Source organism: Nocardia aurea (assembly GCF_003123685.1).
GTDB lineage: Bacteria > Actinomycetota > Actinomycetes > Mycobacteriales > Mycobacteriaceae > Nocardia > Nocardia aurea.
Window position 1 is genome coordinate 258,253 of sequence record NZ_QCYJ01000020.1, and the last position, 24,178, is coordinate 282,430.

Here is a 24,178-nt window from a genome sequence, read left to right on the forward strand (position 1 = left end):
TGCGACGGGTGTCAGCTGCCGGGCGGGACGTCCGGCAGGTTCTTCTCCAGGAATTGCAGTGCGGTATCGGCCAATTCACGCCAGCCGTGATCGGCGGACATGGAGTGGCACCGATCGGGCAGTACGACCAATTCGGTGATGCCGGAATTGCGACTCTGGAGTTTGTGCGCGGCGCGGACGGTGGCCTCGGGCACCGTGCGATCCAGTCCGCCCGCGAACATCAGCAGCGGGCCGCGTTCGGCGGCGGTGTCGACCTGCGCCTCGCTGCCCGGCACGAAGTTCGCCACCGCCGCCTGGAACAGCGGCTTCGCGGGTGCGGGAATGGCGTAGTCGGCGAAGAGCCGATCCGATTCCTCGCGCGGTACCCCGTTGGCGAACGAACGGTGATAACTGTCCGCGCTGTGCGCCCAGGTCTTGCCGCGCAACCAGGGTTTGCCGAGCACGGGTAGCGCGCTGCGGATTTGGGCGGGCGGTAGCGCGAGCACGCCTTTGAACTGCGCGGGTGCGATGGCGACGCAGGCGGCGGCCGATCCGGCGGCGAGCAGTTGCTGCGCGATCAGCCCGCCGAAGGAATGGCCGATCACCACCGGCGGTGTCGGCAGCGCGGCGATCAGTCCGGTGTAGTGCGCCGTGACTTCGGCGATGCCGCGATTGTTCAGATCGTCCGGGTTCGCCCTGGTGGCCTCCGGCGTCGGTCCGTCGCCGGGCCATCCGGGCGCCTGTGCGCGATATCCCGACGCGCTGAACAGTTCGACCCACGGATCCCAGCTACTGCTGTGCATCCACAATCCGTGGATGAAGACGACCGGACGTACTCCTGACAGGGACACGAATTCTCCTCGAGCTGAACTCGACCGACAATCGGACGTCGATCGAGCATAAGTCGCGGAGGGAAACGGCGTTGACTGTGCGAGACGGCTGTGACCGGAGGTACACCATCGGGAGTGACGACGTGCGGATATGTTTCGAAACGAAAATATTCGTGCGGCTCGGCGCATTCCGAGCATTCGGCCGTGGCGGCGGATCGGGGGTCCAGCGGGACCTTCGCGCGACCTCTCCGGACAGGAGTCGGGCCACCGCCGCGTCGCCCGGGCACAGGGGGCCTACCGAGCCTCGGGTGACACTCCGAGGAGTGTCACACCGCGCCGAACCGGAATATCCCGTGTGCCCGAACGCCTGTCGTGAGGACTAGCGCATGCTCTTGGCGTGCTTGCCCGCGAGCGCGTCGAGACCGAGCATCGCCAGCAGCGACTGGCAGTCGTCCGCGTTCTCGGAATGGCTGGCGACGGTCCTGGCGGCGATCGCGCTCTGGCGGGCGGTTTCCGCCTTCTCCGCGGCCCGCGCCTCGGCGAACTCGTTCTGCTCGTGGATCAGGGACATGTGACGTGCCGGTGGCATAGGACTCCTCGGGGTTGTTCGGAGCCTATACGGGTTCACCGGTACCGCATAGTGGTGCACACCCAGAGTCGCGCATGTCGGTTGCGGACATGTCACTACGCGGCGCCGATACCGCCGACTCCTCGCTCCCCTTTCGAGGCTTCGCACGCCGGTGGGAACGGTACAACGTCCGGCCGGATCCGTCACGGCGTACGTCAGACGAGAAGGTCCCGGACGACGCCGTCGGCGAGGAGCCTGCCCGCGTCGGTGAGGATCAGGTGGGTTCCGGTGCGGCGGGCCAGGCCGTCGCGTTCGGCGCGGGCGATGGCGGGGGCGGCCTCGGGGGCGAGGTCGGCCAACGGGAGACCGGTGCGCAGGCGCAGGGTCAGCATGACGCGTTCGGTGTAGCGCTCGTCCCGGGTCAGGGTCTCCCAGCCCGCCGAAGGCAGCTCGCCGGTGGCCACCCGGTCGACGTAGCGGGCGGGATGTTTGACGTTCCACCACCGCACGCCGCCGACGTGACTGTGCGCGCCCGGCCCAGCGCCGAGCCAGTCGCCGCCGTCCCAATATCCGAGGTTGTGCCTGCACCGGGCGGCATCGCTCGACGCCCAGTTCGACACCTCGTACCAGGTGAGCCCGGCGGCGGACAGTCGCGCGTCGATACGTTCGTAGCGGGCGGCGAGGACGTCCTCGTCGGGCGCGGGCAGTTCGCCCCGGCGCACCCTGCGGGCCAGGGCCGTGCCGTCCTCGACGATGAGCGAATACGCCGACACGTGGTCGACGCCCGCGGCGAGGACGGCGTCGAGGCTGGCGTCCAGATCGGCGTCGGACTCACCGGGGGTGCCGTAGATCAGATCCAGGTTGACGTGGTCGAACCCCGCCGCGCGCGCCTCCCGCGCCGCCGCCACCGCGCGGCCGGGGGTGTGGGTGCGATCGAGTACCGACAGCACGTGCTGGGCCGCCGACTGCATGCCGAGGGAGACGCGGGTGTACCCGGCCGCGCGGATCCGCTCGAAGAAGGCCGGTGCGGTGGATTCCGGATTCGATTCGGTGGTCACCTCCGCGCCGGGGGCGAGTGTGAAATTCGCGCGGACGGCGTCGAGTACCGAGGCGAGGCCGTCGCCGCCGAGCAGCGACGGGGTGCCGCCGCCGACGAAGACCGTCTCGACCGGCGGCGTCGCACTGGGCAGGTCGCCGAACCGGGCGGCGGCCGTCGCGAGTTCGCCCCGCAGGCCTTCCAGCCACGACTGCGGCGAGGCCGATGTGCCCAATTCACCCGCGGTGTAGGTGTTGAAATCGCAGTATCCGCAGCGCGTGGCGCAGAACGGCACGTGGATGTAGATCCCGAACGGTCCGCCGCCGAAATCACGCAGCGCCGGGGTCGTCGGCTCGGCGTCCATCGATGTCGTGGCGGGTGAACTCACCCCTCCAGTGTGACTGTCCCGGCGCGGGCCGCTGTTTCCGGGCGGACGTGCGCGACCGCGCGTGTGACGAAGTCGATACCCCCGCCGAAATCCCGCCACACACCGCTTATCGGACATAACGGATGCATCACCACCCGGGTTCAGGCAAGCAACTATGACAGCCGTCACAAATAGACCCGGCGGTACAGGGTATTTCCCCCACTTTCGCGGGAAATACTGGCAGGGCGGTCGGATCGGCCGTTCGTACATGGCACAATGGGCCCCATGCGCGGATCAGGAGTACGGCTTGTGGCACGACGCCACGTCGACTTCAAGCGCGTCTGCAGTGCCAGTTGTCAGTCCGGTCGTCACCGGTAACTCAGCGGCGCGCATTCCCGGGTTTGCCCGGAATTCTCCGATATCGCATCGGTCCGCTGACACCGCGGGAGCGAGTCAGCCCCTCGCCCCTTCAGCACGGATGTACCAACACCAGCAGGAGCGACCCCCATGACGTCGAGTACCGACGCCGGTCCCAGCGATCAGCCCACGCCCGAATCCGGGCCGGGACAGCGCGCGCGTCCGGAACGTCCCGCCTCGGAGCGGCGCGTACGACCCGACCGTCCACGACGCGAGACCCCCTCGGGCCCGCGCGAGCGCACCGGGAAGCCGGTCCGCCGCCGAGCCGAGGGCCAGTGGGCGCTCGGCTACCGCGAACCGCTGAATCCGAACGAACAGTCCAAGAAGGACGACAACCCGCTCAACGTGCGGGCCCGCATCGAGAACATCTACTCGAAACAGGGTTTCGACAGTATCGACAAGGGCGACCTGCGCGGCCGCTTCCGCTGGTGGGGTCTCTATACCCAGCGCGAGCAGGGCTACGACGGCACCTGGACCGGCGACGAGAACATCGACATTCTCGAGGCCAAATACTTCATGATGCGCATCCGCTGCGACGGCGGCGCACTCAGTGCGGCACAGTTGCGCACCCTGGGCGGCATCTCGACCGAATTCGCCCGCGACACCGCCGACCTCTCCGACCGCGAGAACGTCCAGTACCACTGGATCGAGGTCGAGAACGTCCCGGAGATCTGGCGGCGCATCGAGGCCGTCGGCCTGCAGACCACCGAAGCCTGCGGCGACTGCCCGCGCGTGGTGCTCGGATCGCCGCTCGCCGGTGAATCGCTGAACGAGATCATCGACCCGACGCCCGCGATCGATGAGATCGTGAAGCGCTATATCGGCAAGAAGGAATACTCCAACCTGCCGCGCAAGTTCAAGACCGCGATCTCGGGCCAGCAGGACGTGGTGCACGAGATCAACGACATCGCCTTCATCGGCGTGGAACACCCCGAACACGGACCGGGCCTGGACCTGTGGGTCGGCGGCGGTCTGTCCACCAACCCGATGCTCGCGCAGCGGGTCGGCGCCTGGGTGCCGCTGGACGAGGTCGCCGATGTGTGGGAGGCGGTCGTCTCGCTCTACCGCGACTACGGCTACCGCAGGCTGCGCACCAAGGCCCGCCTGAAGTTCCTGATCAAGGACTGGGGTATCGAGAAGTTCCGCGAGGTGCTGGAAGAGAAGTACCTGAAGCGCAAGCTGATCGACGGGCCCGCGCCCGAGCAGCCGTCCAAGCCGATCGACCACATCGGCGTGCAGAAGCTGCGCAACGGCCTCAACGCCGTGGGCTTCTCGCCCATCGCGGGCCGGGTCTCGGGCACCGTGCTGACGAAGGTGGCCGACGCCGTCGAGCGGATCGGATCCGATCGCGTCCGGTTCACCCCGTACCAGAAGTTGATCGTGCTCGACGTGCCCGACGAGGCCGTCGACTCGTTGATCGCCGAACTGGAACCGCTCGGCCTACAGGGACGGCCGTCGATGTGGCGGCGAAATCTGCTGGCGTGCAGCGGTATCGAATTCTGCAAGCTGTCGTTCGTGGAGACACGGAAGCGTTCGCAGGTGCTCGCGCCCGAACTCGAGCAACGGCTGGCCGATATCAACGCCAGCCTCGACGTGCCGATCACGGTGAACATCAACGGTTGCCCCAACTCGTGCGGGCGCTCCCAGATCGCCGATATCGGGTTCAAGGGACAGCTGGTCGATGACGGCGACGGGAATCAAGTCGAGGGTTTCCAGGTTCATCTCGGCGGCAGCCTCGGACTCGACAGCGCCTTCGGACGCAAGCTGCGTCAGCACAAGGTGACCAGCGTCGAACTCGGTGACTACATCGATCGCGTGGTGCGCAATTTCGTCAAGCACCGCGAAGAGGGTGAACGGTTCGCCCAGTGGGCCGTTCGCGCCGACGAGGCCGACCTGCGGTGAGCACGGCCGGTGTGACGGGAGATCAATTGTGACAACGAAACTCGCGCAGAAACTGTCCGAGGACGAATTGCGGAGCATCGCCGAGAGCGGAGCGGCCGAACTCGGGCCGGACGCCTCGGCGGTGGACCTGCTGCGCTGGACCGAGCAGACCTTCGGCACCAACTACATCGTCGCCTCGAATATGCAGGACGGGGTGCTGGTGCACCTGGCCGCCGAGGTTCGCTCGGGCGTGGACGTATTGTTCCTCGACACCGGCTACCACTTCGCCGAGACGATGGGCACCCGTGACGCGGTGGAAGCCGTGTACGGGGTGAACGTGGTGAACGTGACACCGGAAACCACGGTGGCCGAACAGGATCGACTGCTCGGCAAAGATCTCTTCGCCCGCGACGCCGCCGAATGCTGCCGCCTGCGCAAGGTGGTTCCCCTGAAGAACTCGCTCAGCGGTTACAACGCCTGGGTGACCGGAATCCGCCGGGTGGAGGCCCCTACCAGGGCCAATGCCCCGCTGATCTCCTTCGACGAAGGCTTCGGGCTGGTGAAGATCAATCCGATCGCACCGTGGTCCGACGATGAGATGCAGTCCTATATCGAACAGCACGGCATTCTCGTCAATCCCCTGGTGGAAGAGGGATATCCGTCCATCGGCTGCGCTCCGTGCACACGGAAGCCGGAGCCGGGATCCGATCCGCGAAGCGGCCGCTGGGCCGGCCTCGCCAAGACCGAATGCGGGTTGCACCAATCATGACCGGAACCATCAGCGAACGTTCACTCGGTATCAGCGAATTCGACACGCTGGCCGCTCTCGAATCCGAGTCCATCCACGTGTTCCGCGAGGTGGCCGGTGAATTCGAGCGGCCGGTGATCCTGTTCTCCGGCGGCAAGGATTCCACGGTGCTGCTGCACCTGGCCCTCAAGGCCTTCTGGCCCGCGCCGCTGCCCTTCGCCCTGCTGCACGTCGACACCGGTCACAACCTGCCCGAGGTTCTGGAGTTCCGGGACCGGATCGTCGAGAAGTACGGCCTGCGACTACATGTCGCCAAGGTCGAGGACTACCTCGCCGACGGACGTCTCACCGAACGCCCCGACGGCATCCGCAACCCGTTGCAGACCGTTCCGCTGCTCGACGCCATCACCGAGAACCGTTTCGACGCGGTCTTCGGCGGCGGCCGTCGCGACGAGGAGCGCTCCCGCGCCAAGGAGCGGATCTTCTCGCTGCGCAACGCCTTCGGCCAGTGGGATCCCAAGCGTCAGCGTCCCGAGCTGTGGAATCTGTACAACGGCAGGCACGCGCCGGGCGAGCACGTGCGGGTCTTCCCGCTGAGCAACTGGACCGAACTCGACATCTGGCGCTACATCGCCCGCGAGGATGTCGACCTGGCCAGCATCTACTACACCCACGAACGTCCGGTATACCAGCGCGACGGCATGTGGATGACCCCCGGCGTGTGGGGCGGCCCCCGCGACGGCGAGGTGCTCGAGACCCGTTCGGTGCGTTACCGCACCGTCGGCGACGGCTCCTCCACCGGAGCCATCCTTTCCGACGCGGGCGACAACGAGGCGATTCTCGCCGAGGTGGCCGCGTCCCGACTGACCGAGCGCGGCGCGACCCGTGGTGACGACCGGGTTTCCGAGGCCGCGATGGAAGACCGTAAGCGAGAGGGTTATTTCTGAGATGTCCGACCTATTGAGACTGGCCACCGCCGGTTCTGTCGACGACGGCAAGTCCACCCTGGTCGGACGGCTGCTCTACGACACGAAATCCGTACTCGCCGACCAGATCGACGCCGTCACGCGCGCGTCGGTCGACAAGGGTCTGGCGACCCCGGATCTCTCGTTGCTCGTCGACGGCCTGCGCGCGGAGCGGGAACAGGGCATCACCATCGATGTCGCCTACCGCTACTTCGCCACCCCCGCACGGTCTTTCGTGCTCGCGGACACCCCCGGGCACGTGCAGTACACCCGCAACACCGTCTCCGGAGCCTCCACCGCGCAACTGGTGATCCTGCTCGTCGACGCCCGCAAGGGTGTCATCGAGCAGACCCGCAGGCACGCGGCGGTGCTCGCACTGCTCGGCGTGCCCAAACTGGTTCTCGCCGTGAACAAGATCGATCTGGTCGGTCAGGACGAGCCGACCGACGAGGCCCGCACCGCGGCGCAGGCGGCCGTGTTCACCGCGATCTCCGCCGAATTCAACACCCTCACCACCGCGCTCGGCTGGACGGCCGAGGACGTGCTCGAGATCCCCGTGTCGGCGCTGCACGGCGACAATGTCGCCTCGCGCTCGACCAATACCCCGTACTACGACGGCCCCTCGCTGATCGAACACCTGGAGTCGGTCCCGGTCGACGCCGACAACACCGGCGCGCATTCCATCGGGCTGCGTTTCCCGGTGCAGTACGTCATCCGGCCGCGCACCGCCGAATACCCGGACTACCGCGGCTACGCCGGGCAGATCGCCGCCGGTTCGGTATCCCCCGGCGACGAGGTCGTCGTCCTGCCCTCCGGTATCCGCACCACGGTCGCCCGTATCGATACCCCCGACGGCGAACTCGCGGTGGCCCAGCCGGGCCGCAGCGTGACGCTGATCCTGACCGACGAGGTCGACATCTCGCGCGGCGACGTCATCGCCTCGGTCACCGACGCGCCCGAACCCATCGACACCTTCGACGCCACCGTCTGCTGGCTCGGCGACAAACCGCTGCGCGCGGGCGCCAGACTGCTGCTCAAGCACGGCACCCGGACCACCCAGGCCATCGTCGGCACGCTGGTCGAACGGTTCGACGAACAGCGTCTGGCGGCCGAGCCGAGCCCGGAATCGTTGGCACTCAACGATATCGGCCTGATCTCGATCCGCGTCGCCGAGCCGATCGCGGCCGACGACTACCGGGTGAACCGCCATACCGGCAGCTTCCTGCTCATCGATCCGGCCGGGGGAAACACCCTCGGCGCCGGACTCGTCGGTGACGTGCTCAGCGCTGTCGAGGTCGGCGCCGGAGTCTGAGGTGCTCACCTCGATCGGCATCGTCACACCGGGCGCGGGAGCGTTCGGCGGTGCTGCCGGGGTGGTGCGCGATGCGGCGATCCCTCGGTCGGCGCGCACCGACCGGCCCGCTCTGATCGCGGTGGCGCACGGCAGTCGTGACCCGAGATCCGCGGCGACGATGGCGGCCGTCGTCGCCGCTGTCGCCTCGGCCCGCCCCGACGTCGATGTCCGCCTCGCCTTCCTCGATCTGAGCGTGCCCTCGGTCGACCGGGTCGTCGACGCCGTTGCCGCACAGGGACATACGCACGCGGTTGTGGCCCCGCTGCTGCTGGGCAGCGCGTTCCACGCCCGGATCGACCTGCCCGCGCTGTTGGACGCGGCGCGAGCGCGGCATGCGCGGTTGCGCCTCACCCAGGCCGACGTCCTCGGACCGGACCCGCGCCTGGTCGACGCGCTGCGCGACCGGGTGCGCCGGACGCTGGATCCCGAGCCTGGTCCCCGCCGTATCGGTGTCGCGGTCGCGGCCGTCGGCTCCTCGAACGCGGCCGCCAACACGCGCACCGCCGCCGTCGCACGCCGTCTGGCCGCCGAGACCGGCTGGCTCACCGAAATCTGCTACGCCACCACCGAACCCACGCTCGACGCGGCCACCGCACGCCTGCGGGCGCGCGGCGCGGACCGGGTGCTCGTCGCCCCGTGGTTCCTCGCCCCCGGCCTGCTGACCGACCGATTGGCTTCGGCGGCACCCGATCTCGCGCACGCCGACGTCATCGGGGCGCATCCGGCGCTCACCGATGTCGTCTGGGACCGTTACGGCACCGCGTACGCGAACACCTTGGCGCTGACCGCCTGAGTTCAGCTTTCCGCCCGGCCGAGCAGGCGACCGGCGATCCGTCTCGCCGTCGCCACCTTGGCTTCCGATCCCAGCTGCCGGGCCATATTGGCCGCGCTGACCACGGCGTCCAGTTCGAAGGCGAGGGTGGCGGGGTCGACGGGGGGTAGTTCGCCCATGTCCTGCGCCTTGCGGATCTCTCCGGCGAGGAAGACCAACCATTCCTCGTGGTCGGCGGCGAGGGCGTCGCGGACCGGGCCCGGCCTGCTGTCGAACTCGATCAGGGCCGCGGTGCGGAAGCAGCCGCCGGGGAACGCGGGTTCGGTGATGTGGTCGAACCATCGGTCGATGAGCGCGCGCACCCGGGCCACGCCGCGCGGTTCCGCGAGGCTCGGAGCGATGATCTGCTCGACGAAGACCTCGCGGGCGGCGTGCACGGCCGCGAGTTGCAGCGCTTCCTTGCTGCCGAACAGGGTGGCGATACCGCTCTTGCTGATGCCGAGGTCGGTGGCGAGTCGGCCGATGCTGACCCCGTTCAGCCCTTCGACGGTGGCGACATCCGCGGCATGTCTGGCGATGGAGGCCCGGGAACGCGCACCTTTGACCAGCCGCTGATCGGTGACGTGCGGCGCGGAAGCTGATGTCGTCTCGGCCATGGAGCCCATTGTCCCACCGATGCCTTGCATATATGAACGTTCGGTCGTATTTTATTGTACGAACGATCGTACTTTTAGTTTCGGCAGCATTCGCTCCCTAAGGACAGAGATGACCGAAGTGTCCACGCGGACCACCGCTCCCCCGGCGTCGAAGGCTGCCACGCGCACCCTGCTGATCGCCTGCGGCGCCGCGTTCATCGCATTCCTCGACCTCTCCGTGGTCAATATCGCCTTCCCCTCGATCGCCCGCGACTACCCCGGCACCGCGACCACCACACTGACGTGGGTGGTCAGCGGATACTCCGTGGCCTTCGCGGCACTGCTCACCCCCGCCGGACGCATCGCCGACACCCTGGGCCGTCGCCGGGTATTCCTCATCGCGCTGGCAGGATTCGCGCTCACCTCGCTGTTGTGCGCCCTCGCCCCCACCGCGGGCTGGCTGATCGCGGGCAGGCTGCTCCAAGGCGCGACGGCGGCGCTGATGATGCCCGCGGCGCTCGGACTCGTCCTCGACAGCACTCCCAGAGAGCGGATCGGCGCGGCGATCGGCGCGTGGACCGCCGCGGGTGGATTCGCCGCCGTGGTCGGACCCGCCATCGGCGGCGCGCTGGTCGAGGTCTTCGGCTGGCGCTCGGTGTTCGTCATCAATGTGCCGGTCGTGTTGGGCCTGATCCTGCCCGCCCTGCGCATTCCGGTTTCCGACACCGGGCCACGGCGCGGGCCCTTGCCCGATCCGCTCGGCACGCTCGCGGTCGCGCTCGGACTCGGCGGTCTGGTCGCCGGGGTGACCGAGGGGCAGCGCTGGGGCTGGACCTCGGCGGGCACGATCGCCGCGCTCGGCGGCGGCGCGCTACTGCTGCTGTTCGCCCTGTTCCGCTCGACACGTCATCCCGAGCCCGCCATCGCGGTGACGCTGTGGCGCAGCGGGTCGTACGCGCTGGCCAACGCGGCCTCGTTCGTCTTCGGGGCGGCCATGTTCGCCTGGCTGCTCGCCGGGCCGCTGTTCCTCGACGCCATCTGGGACTATTCGGTCCTGGCCTCGGCGGGCGCGCTCACCATCGGCGCGGTCGCGTCGATGATCACCGCCACGGCGGCGGGCCGGGTCACCGATCCGGGTCGGCGGCGCTGGGTGGGTGTCGTCGGGGCGTCGATGTTCGCCGCCTCCGCGGTCTGGCTGAGCACCGACGCCTTCGGTCCGGATGCCGCGTTCTGGTCGGCCTGGGTCCCGGCGGGCGTGCTCGGCGGCGGCGGGGTCGGCATCGTGGTGACGGTGCTCGGCACCGCGGCGGCGAGTGCCCTTCCGCCGCAACAGTTCGCGGCCGGTATCGGCATGAATCTGACAGCGCGCCAGGTCGGCGGCGCGTTGGGCGTCGCGGTCTTCGCGGCGATCCTGGCCGCGAACGTGGACGATCCACTCGCCACGTTCCACCTCGTCTTCGCGGTGTGCGCGGGTATCGCCGTGGTCGCGGCGATCATCACCGCGATCCCGTCCCGCGTCCTCACCGGCACCGAACAGGAGTAACGATGACCGACAGTATCTCTCGCACCGAAGCCGACGATCCGATGCTGGTGCCCGCCGACGCGGCCCGCGAACTCCTCGACGGCGCGCCGTGGCGACGTTTCGCCGTCATCGGCGATTCGGTCGCGCTCGGGATCGGCGATCCCAGCCCCGGCTATCTCACCTCGGGATGGTCGGACCGGGTCGCGGCCGTGCTCCGCTCGGTGAATCCCGGACTGGCCTATCGCAATACCGGCCGGGTCGGCGCCACCATCGGCGAGGTCATCGCCGAACAGCTCGGTCCCGCACTGGATTTCCGGCCCGACCTGATCCATGTCACCTGCGGCGGCAACGACCTGTTCGCGCGCGGCGGCCCGGAGGAGATCCGGAGGGATCTCGATACCCTCTTCGCGGCGTTGTCCCGTAGCGGAGCGCAGATATTCACCTTCACTCTCGCCGACGTGTGGGACACCGAGCGAATGGCGCCGATGCGTCCGCTGCGGGACCGGATGGCCGAGTTGAACGACATCGTCCGGGAGACGGCCGCGCGCTACGACGTCGCGGTCGTGGAGTTCTGGGATCACCCGTTACGGCTGCGCCCGGATCTGATGAGTGCGGATCTGATCCACTTCACCTCGAGCGGGCACGCGGTGGTGGCCGCCGAGACCGTGCGCGCGCTGAGCAGGCTGTTGCCGAGTAATACCGTCGCGAAGTGACACGCCCGTCTCGGTGAGCACGGGGCAATCCTCGTACTCGCCGACACGCGGGTGGCACCGAGTGCTCGGTGCCACCCGCTCTGTCGATCTACTCCGACTCTCTACCGACGCTCGACACACCGGTGAGCCCGACAGCGCGTGGCGGCGCGCATGATCGCCGGACTCGCCGGACGCGATTACGCCCGTGCCGGTGTCATGAACACGGCCGGATCAGGGCAGTACCTGCGGCACCACACTCGGTGCCACCGCGCCGACGATGAGACCGATCGCGGTGCCCCACAGCGCACCGCTGGCCGCGCCGAGGATGGCGCACGGAATCAGGAGCGGGCCGCACGAAACACCCGACAGGAAGCCCGATCCGGCGGCTCCGGCGAGTGCGCCCGCCGCCGCGCCGTTGACCAGCGGATCGGAATTGCGCGCCTCCGGGTTCGTCGCGACCTCCTCCAACGGCAGACCGCTCGCCACGGGTTCGGTCACCTGCTGGGCCACCGGCGCGGGCGCCTGGACGACCTGTCCCGGATCGGCGGCGGCGATACCGGCGAAGGCGACGACGGCCGCGATCGGCAGCACCGCCGCGATCAGTGTGCGCGCTACATTCGTGAAAGTCCCACGGACCATGTTGTTTCTGTTCCTCCCCGACCCCCGGCGTGAAATCCGCGCGCTCGATGAATCATCCGAGCAGTACAGAACGAAACATGTTCGATTCATACCGAGGAGCCGATTCGATGATGTATTGAGTGCCCGGACGACGTCCGCGAGCGACACTCTATCGCACAGTTTTTCCTTTCACGGACGTATAGGGGCAGCCGATCGGCAAACGGTGAGATCGTCCGATTCGCCGGAATTCTCCGATGCCATCTCGGGAACCGATCGGCACCCCTTCGGTTCGCCCACCAGTACCGTAGATCGCCAACCAGGTTGGCCCGACACTCACTTCCGGTCGCCTCACTCGTACCGCCGGGGCTGGACACACCCGCTCGGGGGACCATTCTCCCCGATAGTCAATTCGTAGCGAACAACAACACGAATTCTGTTTCCCATTCGGCTACAGGATATTTCGGCACATCCTCACACACGTCGAGAACACTGTGTTGAGTCCATTGTTCGATATGTCCGAGTCAGCGCCGATACCGGTCGATCAGCTCCGCACCGAGTGCCGCGAGTTCGTCCCGAACCGACTGCGGCCCCAGCACTTCGACATCGGCGCCCCAGCCCGCCAATTGCCTGGCGACCATATTCGCGCTCGGCGCGGTGACACGCACCCGGACACGACCGTCCTCGGCCGGTCCGTCCACTTCGCAATGCCTGCCCTGCTGATCACGCAGCACCGGGAGCAGTTCGGCGGAGACGAGCGCGGTGGCCGCGACCGCGCCACGGCGCCGTTCCATCGCCCCGACCACTTCCTCCCACGCGGTGGCCAGATCGAAATCTGCGGGCCGAGAGGCGATTTCGTCGGTGATCACGGCATCGACCACCCGATCGACGCGGAAAGTGCGTCTGCCCCGGTCGGTCCCGGCGATCAAATACCAGATGGCGTCCTTGTCGACCAGCCCCCACGGATCGACCAGCCGCTCCGAACGCACACCGGAACGCTCGTACACCAGGCGCACCCGGCGGCGGCGCACCACCGCGCGCTGCAACAGGGTGACCACACCGGGCCGGGTCCGGTCGTGCTGCCCCCAGCGGGCGGGGTCGACGACCACCGCTTCGGCCGCCGCTTCCGCGTCGGCGCGGAAAGTCTGCGGCAGTGCGCGCACCAGTTTGCGCAACGCGGACCGCACCTCCGGCTCCGCACCCGCCGACGAGCCCGCCAACAGGAACAACGCCCGCGCCTCGGGTTCGTTCAGCCCGCTGAGATCGGTGCGCGCACCTCCGACCAGCGACCAGCCCCCGCCCCGGCCCGGCTGCGGATACACCGGGACGCCCGCCGCGGACAGGGCCTCCAGGTCACGGCGCGCGGTGGCCACCGAAACCTCGAGTTCGGCGGCGACCTCGGCCGCGGTCACCCGCCCGCGCGATTGCATCAACAACAGGGTCGCCACCAACCGGTCCGCTCGCATACCCCGATTCTTCCCGTAAAAGTGCTCATTCCGTGCGCACTTTGGATGCGATTCTTATTTCACCAGCGAGAACAACGAACCGGAGGAACTCGACATGCTTCGTGGAATGGCGACAACCACCTACTACGCCGACGATCTGGAGGCCGCCAAGGATTGGTACAGCGAATTCCTCGGCCTCGCGCCCTACTACCACGTCCCCAACGGGTACTACGAATTCCGTCTCGGCGACTACCAGCACGAATTCGGCATCATCAACCGTGCCTACGCGCCGCCGAGCGCGCGCAACGAGCCGGGTGCGGGCGGAATCGTGTACTGGCACGTCGACGATCTGGCGGCCACCTTCGAACGACTGCTCGCCATGGGCGCGAAGGAGTATCAGCCGATCACCGCGCAGGGCGACGGCGAGGGTTTCGTGACCGCTTGCGTGGTCGACCCGTTCGGGAACACGCTCGGCATCATGACCAATCCGCACTACCTCGAGGTGGTCGCGAAGACCGGCGGCGTGTAGGCGCGGACGACGGCACCGCCCCGGCGAATCGGGGCGGGATCAGCCGGGGAACCAGCGTTCGAGCACCTTGGCCACGCCGTCGTCGCGAACATCGTCGGCGACTTCGTCCGCCAGTTCCTTGATCTCGTCGGGCGAGTTCCCCATCGCGACCGAATGTCGGGCCCACCTGAGCATTTCGCGATCGTTGTAACCGTCGCCGATGGCGAGGGTGGACTCGTGCGGGACGCACAGCGCGGTGCGGAGACGTTCCAGCGCCCAGCCCTTGGAGACACCGCGGCGCGAGACCGTCACCCAGGGGCCGAATTCACCGTGCACCCAATCCGCGCCGGGCACGTAGAGCGATTTCAGTTGTCGCAGCATCTCTTCCAACGAGCCGTCCGGCCACCAGCCGTTGAGCCGAGGGGTCGGCTCGCGGCTGAGTTCACCGTGATCGACCAGCAGATAGTCGCCGATGGAGAATTCCCCCGGACTGCTTCCGGTGGCCCACGTCCCGACGCCGACCTTCTCCACCGCGAAGATCATGTCCGGGAACAAATCTCGCAGCGCCGCGACCGCCGGGGCCGGATCGAACGATTGCACCGCGACCGGTTCGTCGCGCGCCACATCGATGTGCACCGCGCCGTTGGAACACAGCGCGTGCCCGTCGACCAGTCCCAATTCCTCCAGTACCGGCCGCGTCGTGAGCAGCGTGCGCCCCGTCGTGACCACCACGTGCGCCCCCGCGTCGACGGCACGGCGCACCGCACCCGCCACTCGCTCACTGATCGGCGAACCGGTCTCCAGCAGAGTTCCGTCCACGTCCAGCGCGATCAGGCGCGGCCCTCCCCCGACAACATCCACCAGCCCATTGTGCAACGCGGATCCCCCCGTCGTCACCGGTACGAGCGCACATCGGGGCGCGCACCCGCCCCGGTCGCCGACGCGTCGCGGCAGTCCGTGCGCAGCGCCATCGCTCGCGTGCTCCACCACCGGTGCCCGAACAGGTCGTGCGCGGGATCATCGCCCGCGCGCGCCACCACCGCCGCCCATGCCGCCGCCCGATCCGCCGCCGGGGCCGCCACGGGATCCGCCCACCGAGGAGGATGGGCCACCGGGGCCTCCGCCGACGGATGAGCGGCTCGACGGGCCACCGGGGGATGTTCCACCTCCGGGGTTTCCGGCGCCCGCTGATGTCCCCGGGCTCGATCCACCGGGGCCGAGACCACCCGTGGCCCCGCCCGGCGCTGTTCCGCCGGACGAAGCGCCCGGTGAACCGCCGACCGACGCGCCACCGCCGGAATGTGAGCCTCCCGAAGCGCCGCCGGGAGCTCCGGAACCCGCTCCGCCCGAACCCGATCCGTCCGCACCCGGTCCGCCGCTGCCACCGGACACGCCGCCGCCGGACGCCCCGGAGGCGCCGCTCCCACCGCTGGACGCGTCACCGGATGCGCCACCACCGGAATGGCTGCCGCCGGACGCACCCGAACCCGCGCCGCCCGAACCCGCACCGTCGGAGCCGTGCGATCCGTTCGAGGAATCGCCGTCATCGGACGAGCCTCCGGACGCACCCGACTCTCCGGAATTCTGCTCTCCACCACCTGAATCGGCGGCTCCGCCGCTCCCCGATGACGGTGTGCCACCGCCACTTCCGGTTCCACCGGACGCACCACTGCCGTCCGCTCCCGAAGGCGCGCCGCTACCCGAGCCCGGATCGGGTGCCGTCTGCGAATGCCGGGGCGTGCCGGAAGCGTCCGTGCTCTCGCCGGGCAGGCTCACGCGTGGGACCTCCCGCTCGTCCGGCCAGGAAATCGGCTTTCCCGATACCGAACGCGCGGTGTTCAGGGCGTTGAAAGGCAGCGGATTCACGAAATGCGCCGGATCGGCGTACAGCCTGCCGTCGCGTAGGGACGCGCAGCAGGACCGAGGGTCCGGGCGCGAGGCGCGACCCGATTCGGCGATCGATGGACCCATCGGGACGGTGCGTGCGAATGCGGCGAGACCCGGTCCGTCGCCGAGCGGTGCGGCCGTGGTCCCCGCGAGCGGAAGTCCCTGCCGGACGACCCGGTCGAGGGCGGAATCACCGTGCGGGTCGTAGAGCAGACCGTCGGCGAAGGTCTCGGCGCCCGGCAGGATTTCCAGGACGGGGGACATCCCCTGGTCCCCGGTTCCGCCGCAGACCGTCGCCGCCGACATGGCGAGCGCGGAAGCGACGGCGGCGCTGGAGAATACGCCGACCTTCGGGGTGCGGTGTCCGCCGATATCGGCGGGCGCGAAGACGCGGGCGGCGAAATGCGCGGCTCCGGCCGCGCAGCACTGGCCCGGATCCGCCGACATCACCACCGGTCTGCCGAGTTCGGCGACGGTGCGGGCGACTTCGGCGGGCCTGGCCGCCCCGCCGACGACGAGGATCCGGTCGATATCGGCCATGGTGCGCCCGCTGGCGCGGACGCAGGATCGCACGAGGTCGAAGGATTTCCTGATGTGCGCGGTGCGCAGATCCCGGGCGTCACGTGGCGCGATCGACGAGGTCAGGCCGTCCGGTGTGGCGCCGCGCGCGTAGCGGGCGATGACGGCACCCAACGGCCTGCCGCCGAATTCGTGTGAGCGCATCGGCATTCCGATGATCGGATGGTCCGGCCAGTCCGGACCGACGCGCACTACCGCGACGTCGAGACTGTTGGCGCCGAGGTCGTAGACCAGGATGAACCCGGATTCGAACGGGCCGCGCTCGCGGTCGAGCCACTCGGCAGCCGCCACGGCCTCGGGGACGAGCAGAACGTCGCGCGCACCGGATAGGTCGAGCGCCTGGCGTAGCAGCGCGACCTGTTTGTCGGAGTACACCGCCGGATAGGTCGTCACGACGCCCGCGCTCGGTTCGGAGGCGGCGATGAGTTCGTTGGTCACCGCCGCGACGAGATTCGCGGGCGAGTAGATCCTTCCACCGACGCTCACCGGCTCCGGATCGAGGCTCAGATCCGCGAATTCGGTGACGGCCGTGTCGAATCGGAGCGTGCCCCCACCACCGTTGTCGCCCCCGTAGCCGCGGTTGCCGGCGTTGTCGTAGATCAGTGCCGTGCGCCGTGTCCGCACCCACGGTCGTCGCCGTTCTCCGCTCAGCGTGGCCGATACGGAGTTCACTGAACCAATGCTGAAACCCAGCCCTGTAGTCATCGCTATCCCGTCAACGCACCGTGACCACGTCCATCACATGTCCACCCATGTGGCCGCGGTCGTCTTCCAAACAGCTCACACAGGTTAGCTGTCACTCGGCGAATAGGGATGCGGTTTCGGTATGAATCCTGCGAATCCTGTTGATACGAGCATGAAGATACTGGTAGACCGGTTTCGAACGGTGAGATCACGGCGACCGGTTCGCGGGAAAACCGATGCGCGGTACCGGATTCCGCTACTTCTCAGCCATCGAATTCCACACTCCGCAGGATTCGCAAACATCGGGGAGCCATCGCCGGAAATGGGACAGCACGCACCGACTGGTCGGTAACCGAATCGTAGCTTATCGGTCGATCTTCACCATTCGGACAGCGAGACCCGAACGATAGCCGGAATCGAACGCGACATCAGGTCGGGGATCGGCCGCACGGGTGACCGGAGGCAGGCAGACGAAAACCGGCACTCGTCGCCCCGGGTGCGGTACGGAATCCGGAGAGGAGAATTCCGTACCGCACCGGGACGACGAGTGCCGGAGTGCGCGCTCAGGTGCGAGACAGCGACAGCAGTCGCCGCAGACCGCGCGCGGGCCGCAGGACGGCACCGCTCGCACGGACCGCGGGACAGCGGGCGCGGACCAGACTGTCGAATTCCGCCGCGCTGCCGGTCGGTTCGCGCAGCAGTCCGGCGTTGAAGTCCTCGGCGAGCGCGCGCACCGTCTCCTGGGCACAGGATTTGTTGGTGCCGATGAAGCCGGTGGGACCGCGTTTGATCCACCCGGTGACGTATCCGCCGGGAAGTACCGCGCCACCGGGCTTTTCGAGCACGCGCCCCGCGAGATTCGGGATGATCCCGGCACGGTCGTCGAACGGCATACCCGCCGACGGCACTCCTCGATACCCCACGGAGGTCAGCACGAGTCCGGCGTCGAGACTGTCGGTGTCCCCGGTCGCGACCGCGCCGACGCGACCGTCCTCGCCGAGGACGAGTTCGTTGCGCACCACCTCGATACCGGTCACCGCGTCGGGACCGAGGATCTCGACCGGCGAGGACAGGTAGCGCAGGACGATGCGCTTGCGTGCGCCGAAGGGCCGGGTCCGCACCGCGTGCAGCAGTTTCAGCTTCTGTTCGACCTGGTAGGGCAGTTCCACGCCGTAGTCGGGCAGTTCGCCCTCGATCGCGATATCCACGTCGGCGCCGAGCAGACCGACGAATTCCGGTACGGTGAAAGCGGATTCGGCCGGACCGCGGCGGCCGAGGATCACGACCTCCTCGATCCGACTCTCCCGCAGGGCTCGCAGCGCGTGGGGGGCGATTTCGGTCCGCGCCAGTTCTTCGGGGTCCGAGGTCAGGATCCTGGCGACGTCGAGCGCCACATTGCCGTTGCCGACGATGACCGCGCGCGGGTTCGACAGGTCGAACTCGTCGTCGGCGTGGTCGGGATGGCCGTTGTACCACGCGACGAAATCGGTGGCCGAGACGTTACCGGGCAGACCTTCGCCGGGTATGCCCAGTTTCCGGTCCGACGAAGCGCCGACCGCGTAGATCACCGCGTGGAAGTGCGCGAGCAGTTCGTCGTGGGAGATGTGCTCGCCCACTTCGACATTCAGATACGAACCGAATCCCGGTTGGGCCGAGATCACATCGAACAGGTCGGCCACCTGGCGCGTTCGGCCGTGATCGGGCGCGACACCGTGCCGGGCCAGGCCGTAGGGCACCGGCAGCCGATCGAAGACGGTCACCGAGACATCGGGCTGGGTCAGCAGTTCGTCGGCGGCGTACATGGCCGACGGTCCCGAGCCGACGATCGCCACCCGCAGCGGTTCCCTTCCCGCGCCGATCTCGGCGGCGGGCACCGGCCTCGCGAGCAGCGGGCGCGGCCGGGACCGCCGATAGAAATCGGCGTTGATCTCGATGAACGGCTTCTGCTCCTCGGTCAGCTTCTTCGAGGAGGTGATGGCGTCGACGGGGCACGCGCTGGCGCACGCGCCGCAGTCGACGCAGGCCTGCGGATCCACGTAGAGCATCTCCGCCGACAGGAAGTCGGGCTCGTCGGGCGTGGGGTGGATGCAGTTGACCGGGCAGGCGTAGACGCAGGACGCGTCGCTGCAACAGGATTGGGTGACGACGTAGGGCATATCGGCGTGCCGCTCAGGCCGCTTTGCCGCGCAGCGGCTCCGAGCGGTAGCGGGTGGTGTGGCCGTCGATCTTCAACAGCTTCCAGACGCCGCGCGCGATCGGGTTCATCAGGCCGATATTCCTGGCCAGGGTCCGCACGTCGCCGAAGAAATCGGCGAATTCCCGCTTCGCCTCCGGGGTTCCGTAGAACAGTTCCTTGCGGACATGGTCCGGGATGTCGAATTCCTTCCAGAACGACCGCGGCGGGGTGTAGATCGACCGGCCCAGAATCCACATGACGATCGGCATGGCGAGGGAGAGCACGAACCTGTTCGCGGCGTTCTGTTCGGGCACGTGCCGCTCGAGGAATTCGTGCGCGAACGAGATGTGGCGGGCTTCCTCGGCGACGTGGATCGCCATCACGCCGCGCATGATCGGGTGCACTTCCTCACCGGAGCGCAGGATCGCCTTCTGGATGTGGTCGATGGGCTCCTCGCCCGCGAGCACCGCCATGAAGAACAGGTTCGGGAACAGCGCGGCCACCGGGGCGCCGAGGTACTTGAATTTCGAGACGAGCGGCCCCATGCCCGGCACGTCGAGCCCGATGCGGTTCACCATCTCCTGGAACATCAGGGTGTGGTTGTGCTCCTCGATCATCTCGTGGGAGCAGTAGCGGAATTCCGGCGAGCCGTTGGGCAGGCCGAAATTATGCGTCACCATGCCGCTGATCAGGATCGACTCGAATTGCAGACCGACCTTGGCGACATTGGCCTGGCGGTATTTGCCGATGGCGATCTTCTGCTCGTCCGGGAGCGCGCGGTACCAGGGGTGGCGGCCGAGCGCGTCACCGGAGACCGGAAGGATCCAGCGGTGCGGTCCCGCGTCGACGTCGAAGTCCGGGTGATCCCAGTCGATGTCCTCGAAAGGATCGAAGTGCCGGTTGACGGAACCTTCCGACAACAGCAGCAGTTTGGATGCGTATTCCTGAGCCTTCGCCAGATCGGGATCGATGGCGGACGTCACGGCTGCGGACATCGTCGTCACTGCCTCTCCTCATGGGACCGTTTTCCTGTGTCCAATAGTTACACCAACACCGGGAGGCGTCAACCCGGCTGTCACGGTGCTACGCGGGCGATTACCACATATCCGCCGGTCAAACCCATGATCGAGCTGCTTGCAAGGGTGTTCGCATTCAGCTAGCGCAGGACCGAATCAGCGATTCCGGCGCGAGGTCGCTCTCACGGGCGGAGCAGCTGATGTCCGCGGCTTCCGACACCCCCGCGACGAGGACCGAGCGCGGTCGCGGTTGGCGTCGGCGAATCAGGTGGCTCGTACTCCCCGGGATTCGCCCATTCGCATCGCTTCTACGGGCGCACCGATGTCCGGCTGCTCACCATCCCGGTCGACGGCACGACGAACTCGCGGACACTCCGACGTATACGCGGTATGCCCGCTCCCACGCGCGGCACGACTCGCGCGCACCGACCCCGGCCCGGGGATTCGGCCCGCCGCCTGCCGACGGTTGCTCGGGGCGATGGTCGATGAACTCGCCGACGTCCCCGAAGAGTCGCTACACCTACCCGCCCCGACAGCAGGTCGCGAGCGGTGACCGACCTGTTGTACGCAGCCGCCCGGCCCGAGAGCCGGCCAAGCTGGACCGTGCCGAGCCGACGCCCCGAGTCGGCTGTTCCACACCGACCTCGGCATGAGCTTTCGACGGCGGCGCATCCACAACTCGCCGGTCCTCTCACCCACGGCTGTCGGTCACCGACACCGCCGTGGAACGCGCAGGACGGCCCGGGCCTACTGCGCGGGCAGCTCCGGGATGCGGGTGGCGCGCGCGTACACCGTCTCACCGTCGGCGAGGCGAAGCGCCTCGGCGTCGCCCCGGGTGACCTGGGCGGCGAACAGATCGCCCGTCGCCGCGTTGCGCAGTTCGACACGCACCTCGAAGCCGAGGTGCACGACGCGTTCGACGGTGGCGCGGGTGACGCCCGCCGACTCGGCGGTGCCCTCGTGTTCGGCCTGCGACATGCTCGGGTCGCGGCCGACGCGGATGTCGTGCGGGCGCACCAGGTGACCGTTGAGGCGGGCCACCGCGCCGAGGAACGACATCACGAATTCGTTGGCGGGGCGGTCGTAGACGTCCTCGGGGCTGCCGACCTGCTCGATGCGGCCCTTGTTCATCACCGCGATCCGGTCGGCGACGTCGAGCGCCTCCTCCTGGTCGTGGGTGACGAGCACAGTCGTCACGTGGACTTCCTCGTGCAACCTGCGCAGCCAGGTGCGCAGGTCGGCGCGCACCTTGGCGTCGAGCGCGCCGAAGGGCTCGTCGAGCAGCAGCACCTGCGGGTCGACGGCGAGCGCGCGGGCCAGGGCCATGCGCTGACGCTGGCCGCCGGAGAGCTGGGCCGGGTAGCGGTGCTGGAATCCGTCGAGTCCGACGATGCCGAGCAATTCGTCGACCCGCTTGTTGACCTCGTTCTTGGGACGCTTGCGGATCTTCAGGCCGAAGGCGACGTTGTCGCGCACGGTCATGTGCTTGAACGCGGCGTAGTGCTGGAAGACGAAACCGATATCGCGTTTCTGCGGCGGGATGAAGGTGACATCACGATCGGCGATGACGACCGTGCCCGAATCCAGCGATTCGAGTCCCGCGATGGAGCGCAGCAGCGTCGACTTGCCCGAGCCCGAAGGGCCGAGCAGCGCGGTCAGTTCACCGGAGGGAATCTCCAGGGAGACGTCGTCGAGGGCGGCGAACGAACCGTAGTTCTTCTTCGCGCTGGTCACGGTAATCATTTGGCGCCCCGCTTACGCTCGAGGAGGGTCATGAACAGAAGGACTACGAGGGCCATGCCCATCAGCAGGGTCGCGGCGGCATAGGCGCCGAAGCTGTTGTGGTCGTTGATATAGCGGCCGTGCACCAGCAGTGTCAGGGTCTGCGATTGACCCGGCAGCGCCGAGGAGACCATGATCACCGCGCCGAATTCGCCGAGCGCGCGTGCCACGGTCAGCACCACGCCGTAGGTCAGGCCCCAGCGGATCGCGGGCAGGGTGATCCGCCAGAAGGTCTGCCACCGGGACGCGCCGAGGGTGGCCGCGGCCTGCTCCTGGTCGTCGCCGATCTCGTGCAGTACCGGTTCCACCTCGCGCACCACGAAGGGCAGGGTGACGAAGATGGTCGCGATCACCATGCCGGGGAGGTTGAAGATCACCTTCAGGCCCGCGTCCTCGAGTCCGCCGAACCAGCCGCCCGCGCCCCACAGCAGGATGAGCGCGACGCCGACCACGACCGGCGACACCGCGAACGGAAGGTCGACGATGCCCTGGACCAGATTGCGGCCCGGGAATCTGCCTCGGACCAGCGCGATCGCGGTGACGATGCCGAACACCACATTGAGCGGCACCACGATCACCACGATCAACAGCGAGAGCTGGAAGGCCGAGACGGCCGCCGGTGTGGTGATGGAATCGAAGAACGCGCCGATACCGTCCTCGAAGGTGCGCCACAGGATGATGACCAGCGGCAGCACCAGCAGGATGAACAGGTAGGCCAGCGCGACCGTGCGCAGCGAGATGCGCGTCAGCGCGGAGAGTTTCATCGGCTCGCCTGTTCCTTACGCGCGCTGCGGTCCGCGAGCAGCCGCAGTCCGAGCAGGCTCACGAACGAGATCGCCAGCAGCGCCACCGACACCGCGGCGGCGTTGATCGGGCGGTCGATCTCGATCTGTTTCTGGATGTATTGCGAGGCCATCTCGGTCTTGCGCGGGATCGCGCCGCCGATCAGGACCACCGAACCGTATTCGCCGATGGCGCGGGCGAAGGCGAGACCGCCGCCGCTGATGATCGCCGGTGTCAGCGTCGGCAGCACGATGCGCCGGAACGTGGTCCAGTTGTTCGCGCCGAGCGACAGCGCGGCCTGTTCCACCTCGCGATCGACCTCGATCAGCACCGGCTGCACCGAGCGCACCACGAACGGCAGGGTGACGAACGCCAATGCCACGACCAGACCGGGCTGGGTCGCGTTGAGGTGGATGTCGATCGGGCTCTGCGGGCCGTAGAGCGAGAGCAGCACGATGCTGGCCACGATCGTCGGCAGCGCGAACGGCAGGTCGATCAGCGCGTTGACGATGCTCTTGCCGGGGAATTCGTCGCGGACGAGCACCCAGGCGATCAACGTGCCCATGAGCACGTTGACGAGGGCGACGACCACCGAGACGAGGATGGTGATGCGCAGCGAGTCCAGCGCGGCGGGCGCGGTGATCGCGTCCCAGAAGCCGGACCAGCCGTCTTCGAAGGAGGTCACGGTCAGCGCGGCCAGCGGCAACAGCACGATGACGCTGAGCCACAGCACCGCGGTGGCGATGCCGAGCGGGCCCACCGAACCGCTGACACGTAGCCAGGAAGGCAGTCGCGGTCGGGTGCGGACCGGCGGAGGCTTGCCTACGACGGGAGCGATCGATCCGCTCACTATCTCGGTGTCGTCGGGATCGGGCGCAGGCTCGGTCTCGGCGGTGCTGCTATCAGTCACAGTGGTTCAGTATCCCGTGTTCGTCCG

General features: G+C 68.1%; 21 protein-coding genes. 8 read left to right on the forward strand and 13 right to left on the reverse strand.

Annotation, left to right across the window (positions count from 1 at the left end; translation table 11 throughout):
* Positions 1–11: 11 nt before the first annotated feature.
* The 3 genes from DAT37_RS06455 to hemW form a co-directional block, all read right to left on the reverse strand.
* Entirely contained in the window at positions 12–830 is an 819-nt protein-coding gene (locus tag DAT37_RS06455; protein ID WP_332873268.1) for an alpha/beta hydrolase, read from the reverse strand.
* Positions 831–1,188: 358 nt separating this feature from the next.
* On the reverse strand, positions 1,189–1,398 hold the full coding sequence (locus DAT37_RS06460) for a hypothetical protein (RefSeq protein WP_109523768.1): 210 nt from the start codon (positions 1,396–1,398) through the stop codon (positions 1,189–1,191).
* 194 nt (positions 1,399–1,592) lie between these two features.
* On the reverse strand, positions 1,593–2,777 hold the full coding sequence (gene hemW, locus DAT37_RS06465; RefSeq protein WP_109523769.1) for a radical SAM family heme chaperone HemW: 1,185 nt from the start codon (positions 2,775–2,777) through the stop codon (positions 1,593–1,595).
* A gap of 510 nt (positions 2,778–3,287) precedes the next feature.
* On the opposite strand from hemW, the gene DAT37_RS06470 reads away from it, so the two are divergent.
* From DAT37_RS06470 to DAT37_RS06490, 5 genes are all read left to right on the forward strand, one after another.
* Complete coding sequence (locus DAT37_RS06470; protein ID WP_109523770.1) at positions 3,288–5,099, forward strand: nitrite/sulfite reductase; 1,812 nt, start codon at positions 3,288–3,290, stop codon at positions 5,097–5,099.
* Positions 5,100–5,127: 28 nt separating this feature from the next.
* Positions 5,128–5,847 carry a phosphoadenylyl-sulfate reductase gene (locus tag DAT37_RS06475; protein WP_109523771.1) on the forward strand — a complete coding sequence of 240 codons (720 nt, stop codon included), beginning with the start codon at positions 5,128–5,130 and terminating at the stop codon, positions 5,845–5,847.
* Positions 5,826–6,773 (forward strand): sulfate adenylyltransferase subunit CysD, encoded by a 948-nt coding sequence (gene cysD / locus DAT37_RS06480; RefSeq protein WP_198654123.1) that lies wholly within the window; start codon positions 5,826–5,828, stop codon positions 6,771–6,773. Before DAT37_RS06475 ends, cysD begins: the two co-directional genes overlap by 22 nt.
* 1 nt (position 6,774) lies before the next feature.
* The gene (locus DAT37_RS06485) at positions 6,775–8,103 is read left to right on the forward strand and encodes a sulfate adenylyltransferase subunit 1 (RefSeq protein WP_109523773.1); all 1,329 of its coding nucleotides are present in this window, start codon (positions 6,775–6,777) and stop codon (positions 8,101–8,103) included.
* Positions 8,104–8,167: 64 nt separating this feature from the next.
* Positions 8,168–8,938: a sirohydrochlorin chelatase gene (locus DAT37_RS06490; RefSeq protein WP_408637372.1), complete on the forward strand. Its 771-nt coding sequence runs from the start codon at positions 8,168–8,170 to the stop codon at positions 8,936–8,938.
* 2 nt (positions 8,939–8,940) lie between these two features.
* Here the strand turns inward: DAT37_RS06490 and DAT37_RS06495 are convergent, their stop codons facing one another.
* Positions 8,941–9,582: a TetR/AcrR family transcriptional regulator gene (locus DAT37_RS06495; RefSeq protein ID WP_408637373.1), complete on the reverse strand. Its 642-nt coding sequence runs from the start codon at positions 9,580–9,582 to the stop codon at positions 8,941–8,943.
* A 100-nt stretch (positions 9,583–9,682) separates the two neighbouring features.
* On the opposite strand from DAT37_RS06495, the gene DAT37_RS06500 reads away from it, so the two are divergent.
* A complete protein-coding gene (locus tag DAT37_RS06500; RefSeq protein WP_109523775.1) occupies positions 9,683–11,095 on the forward strand; it encodes an MFS transporter in 1,413 nt (470 codons plus the stop codon).
* A 2-nt stretch (positions 11,096–11,097) separates the two neighbouring features.
* Complete coding sequence (locus tag DAT37_RS06505) at positions 11,098–11,787, forward strand: SGNH/GDSL hydrolase family protein (RefSeq protein WP_109523776.1); 690 nt, start codon at positions 11,098–11,100, stop codon at positions 11,785–11,787.
* Positions 11,788–11,997: 210 nt separating this feature from the next.
* Here DAT37_RS06505 and DAT37_RS06510 read toward each other — a convergent pair whose 3' ends face one another.
* Entirely contained in the window at positions 11,998–12,405 is a 408-nt protein-coding gene (locus tag DAT37_RS06510; RefSeq protein WP_109523777.1) for a hypothetical protein, read from the reverse strand.
* 500 nt (positions 12,406–12,905) lie between these two features.
* Positions 12,906–13,847 carry a helix-turn-helix transcriptional regulator gene (locus DAT37_RS06515; RefSeq protein ID WP_109523778.1) on the reverse strand — a complete coding sequence of 314 codons (942 nt, stop codon included), beginning with the start codon at positions 13,845–13,847 and terminating at the stop codon, positions 12,906–12,908.
* Positions 13,848–13,941: 94 nt separating this feature from the next.
* On the opposite strand from DAT37_RS06515, the gene DAT37_RS06520 reads away from it, so the two are divergent.
* On the forward strand, positions 13,942–14,355 hold the full coding sequence (locus tag DAT37_RS06520) for a VOC family protein (RefSeq protein ID WP_109523779.1): 414 nt from the start codon (positions 13,942–13,944) through the stop codon (positions 14,353–14,355).
* Positions 14,356–14,394: 39 nt separating this feature from the next.
* On the opposite strand, the gene DAT37_RS06525 is transcribed toward DAT37_RS06520, so the two are convergent.
* The 7 genes from DAT37_RS06525 to cysT all read right to left on the reverse strand — a co-directional run bounded on the left by DAT37_RS06525 (position 14,395) and on the right by cysT (position 24,079).
* Positions 14,395–15,195: an HAD family hydrolase gene (locus DAT37_RS06525; RefSeq protein WP_232839538.1), complete on the reverse strand. Its 801-nt coding sequence runs from the start codon at positions 15,193–15,195 to the stop codon at positions 14,395–14,397.
* A gap of 156 nt (positions 15,196–15,351) precedes the next feature.
* Positions 15,352–17,472: an Hsp70 family protein gene (locus DAT37_RS06530; protein WP_198654124.1), complete on the reverse strand. Its 2,121-nt coding sequence runs from the start codon at positions 17,470–17,472 to the stop codon at positions 15,352–15,354.
* 575 nt (positions 17,473–18,047) lie between these two features.
* Positions 18,048–19,640: an FAD-dependent oxidoreductase gene (locus tag DAT37_RS06535; protein ID WP_109523781.1), complete on the reverse strand. Its 1,593-nt coding sequence runs from the start codon at positions 19,638–19,640 to the stop codon at positions 18,048–18,050.
* A gap of 13 nt (positions 19,641–19,653) precedes the next feature.
* Positions 19,654–20,655, reverse strand: coding sequence for an AurF N-oxygenase family protein (locus DAT37_RS06540; protein ID WP_109523782.1), 1,002 nt, complete (start codon positions 20,653–20,655; stop codon positions 19,654–19,656).
* A 768-nt stretch (positions 20,656–21,423) separates the two neighbouring features.
* Complete coding sequence (locus tag DAT37_RS06545) at positions 21,424–22,419, reverse strand: sulfate/molybdate ABC transporter ATP-binding protein (protein ID WP_109523783.1); 996 nt, start codon at positions 22,417–22,419, stop codon at positions 21,424–21,426.
* Positions 22,416–23,222 (reverse strand): sulfate ABC transporter permease subunit CysW, encoded by an 807-nt coding sequence (gene cysW / locus DAT37_RS06550; RefSeq protein ID WP_109523784.1) that lies wholly within the window; start codon positions 23,220–23,222, stop codon positions 22,416–22,418. The genes DAT37_RS06545 and cysW overlap by 4 nt, the downstream gene beginning before the upstream one ends.
* Positions 23,219–24,079, reverse strand: a complete 861-nt coding sequence (gene cysT, locus DAT37_RS06555) for a sulfate ABC transporter permease subunit CysT (RefSeq protein WP_408637374.1) — start codon at positions 24,077–24,079, stop codon at positions 23,219–23,221. Before cysT ends, cysW begins: the two co-directional genes overlap by 4 nt.
* Between the last annotated feature and the right edge of the window lie 99 nt (positions 24,080–24,178).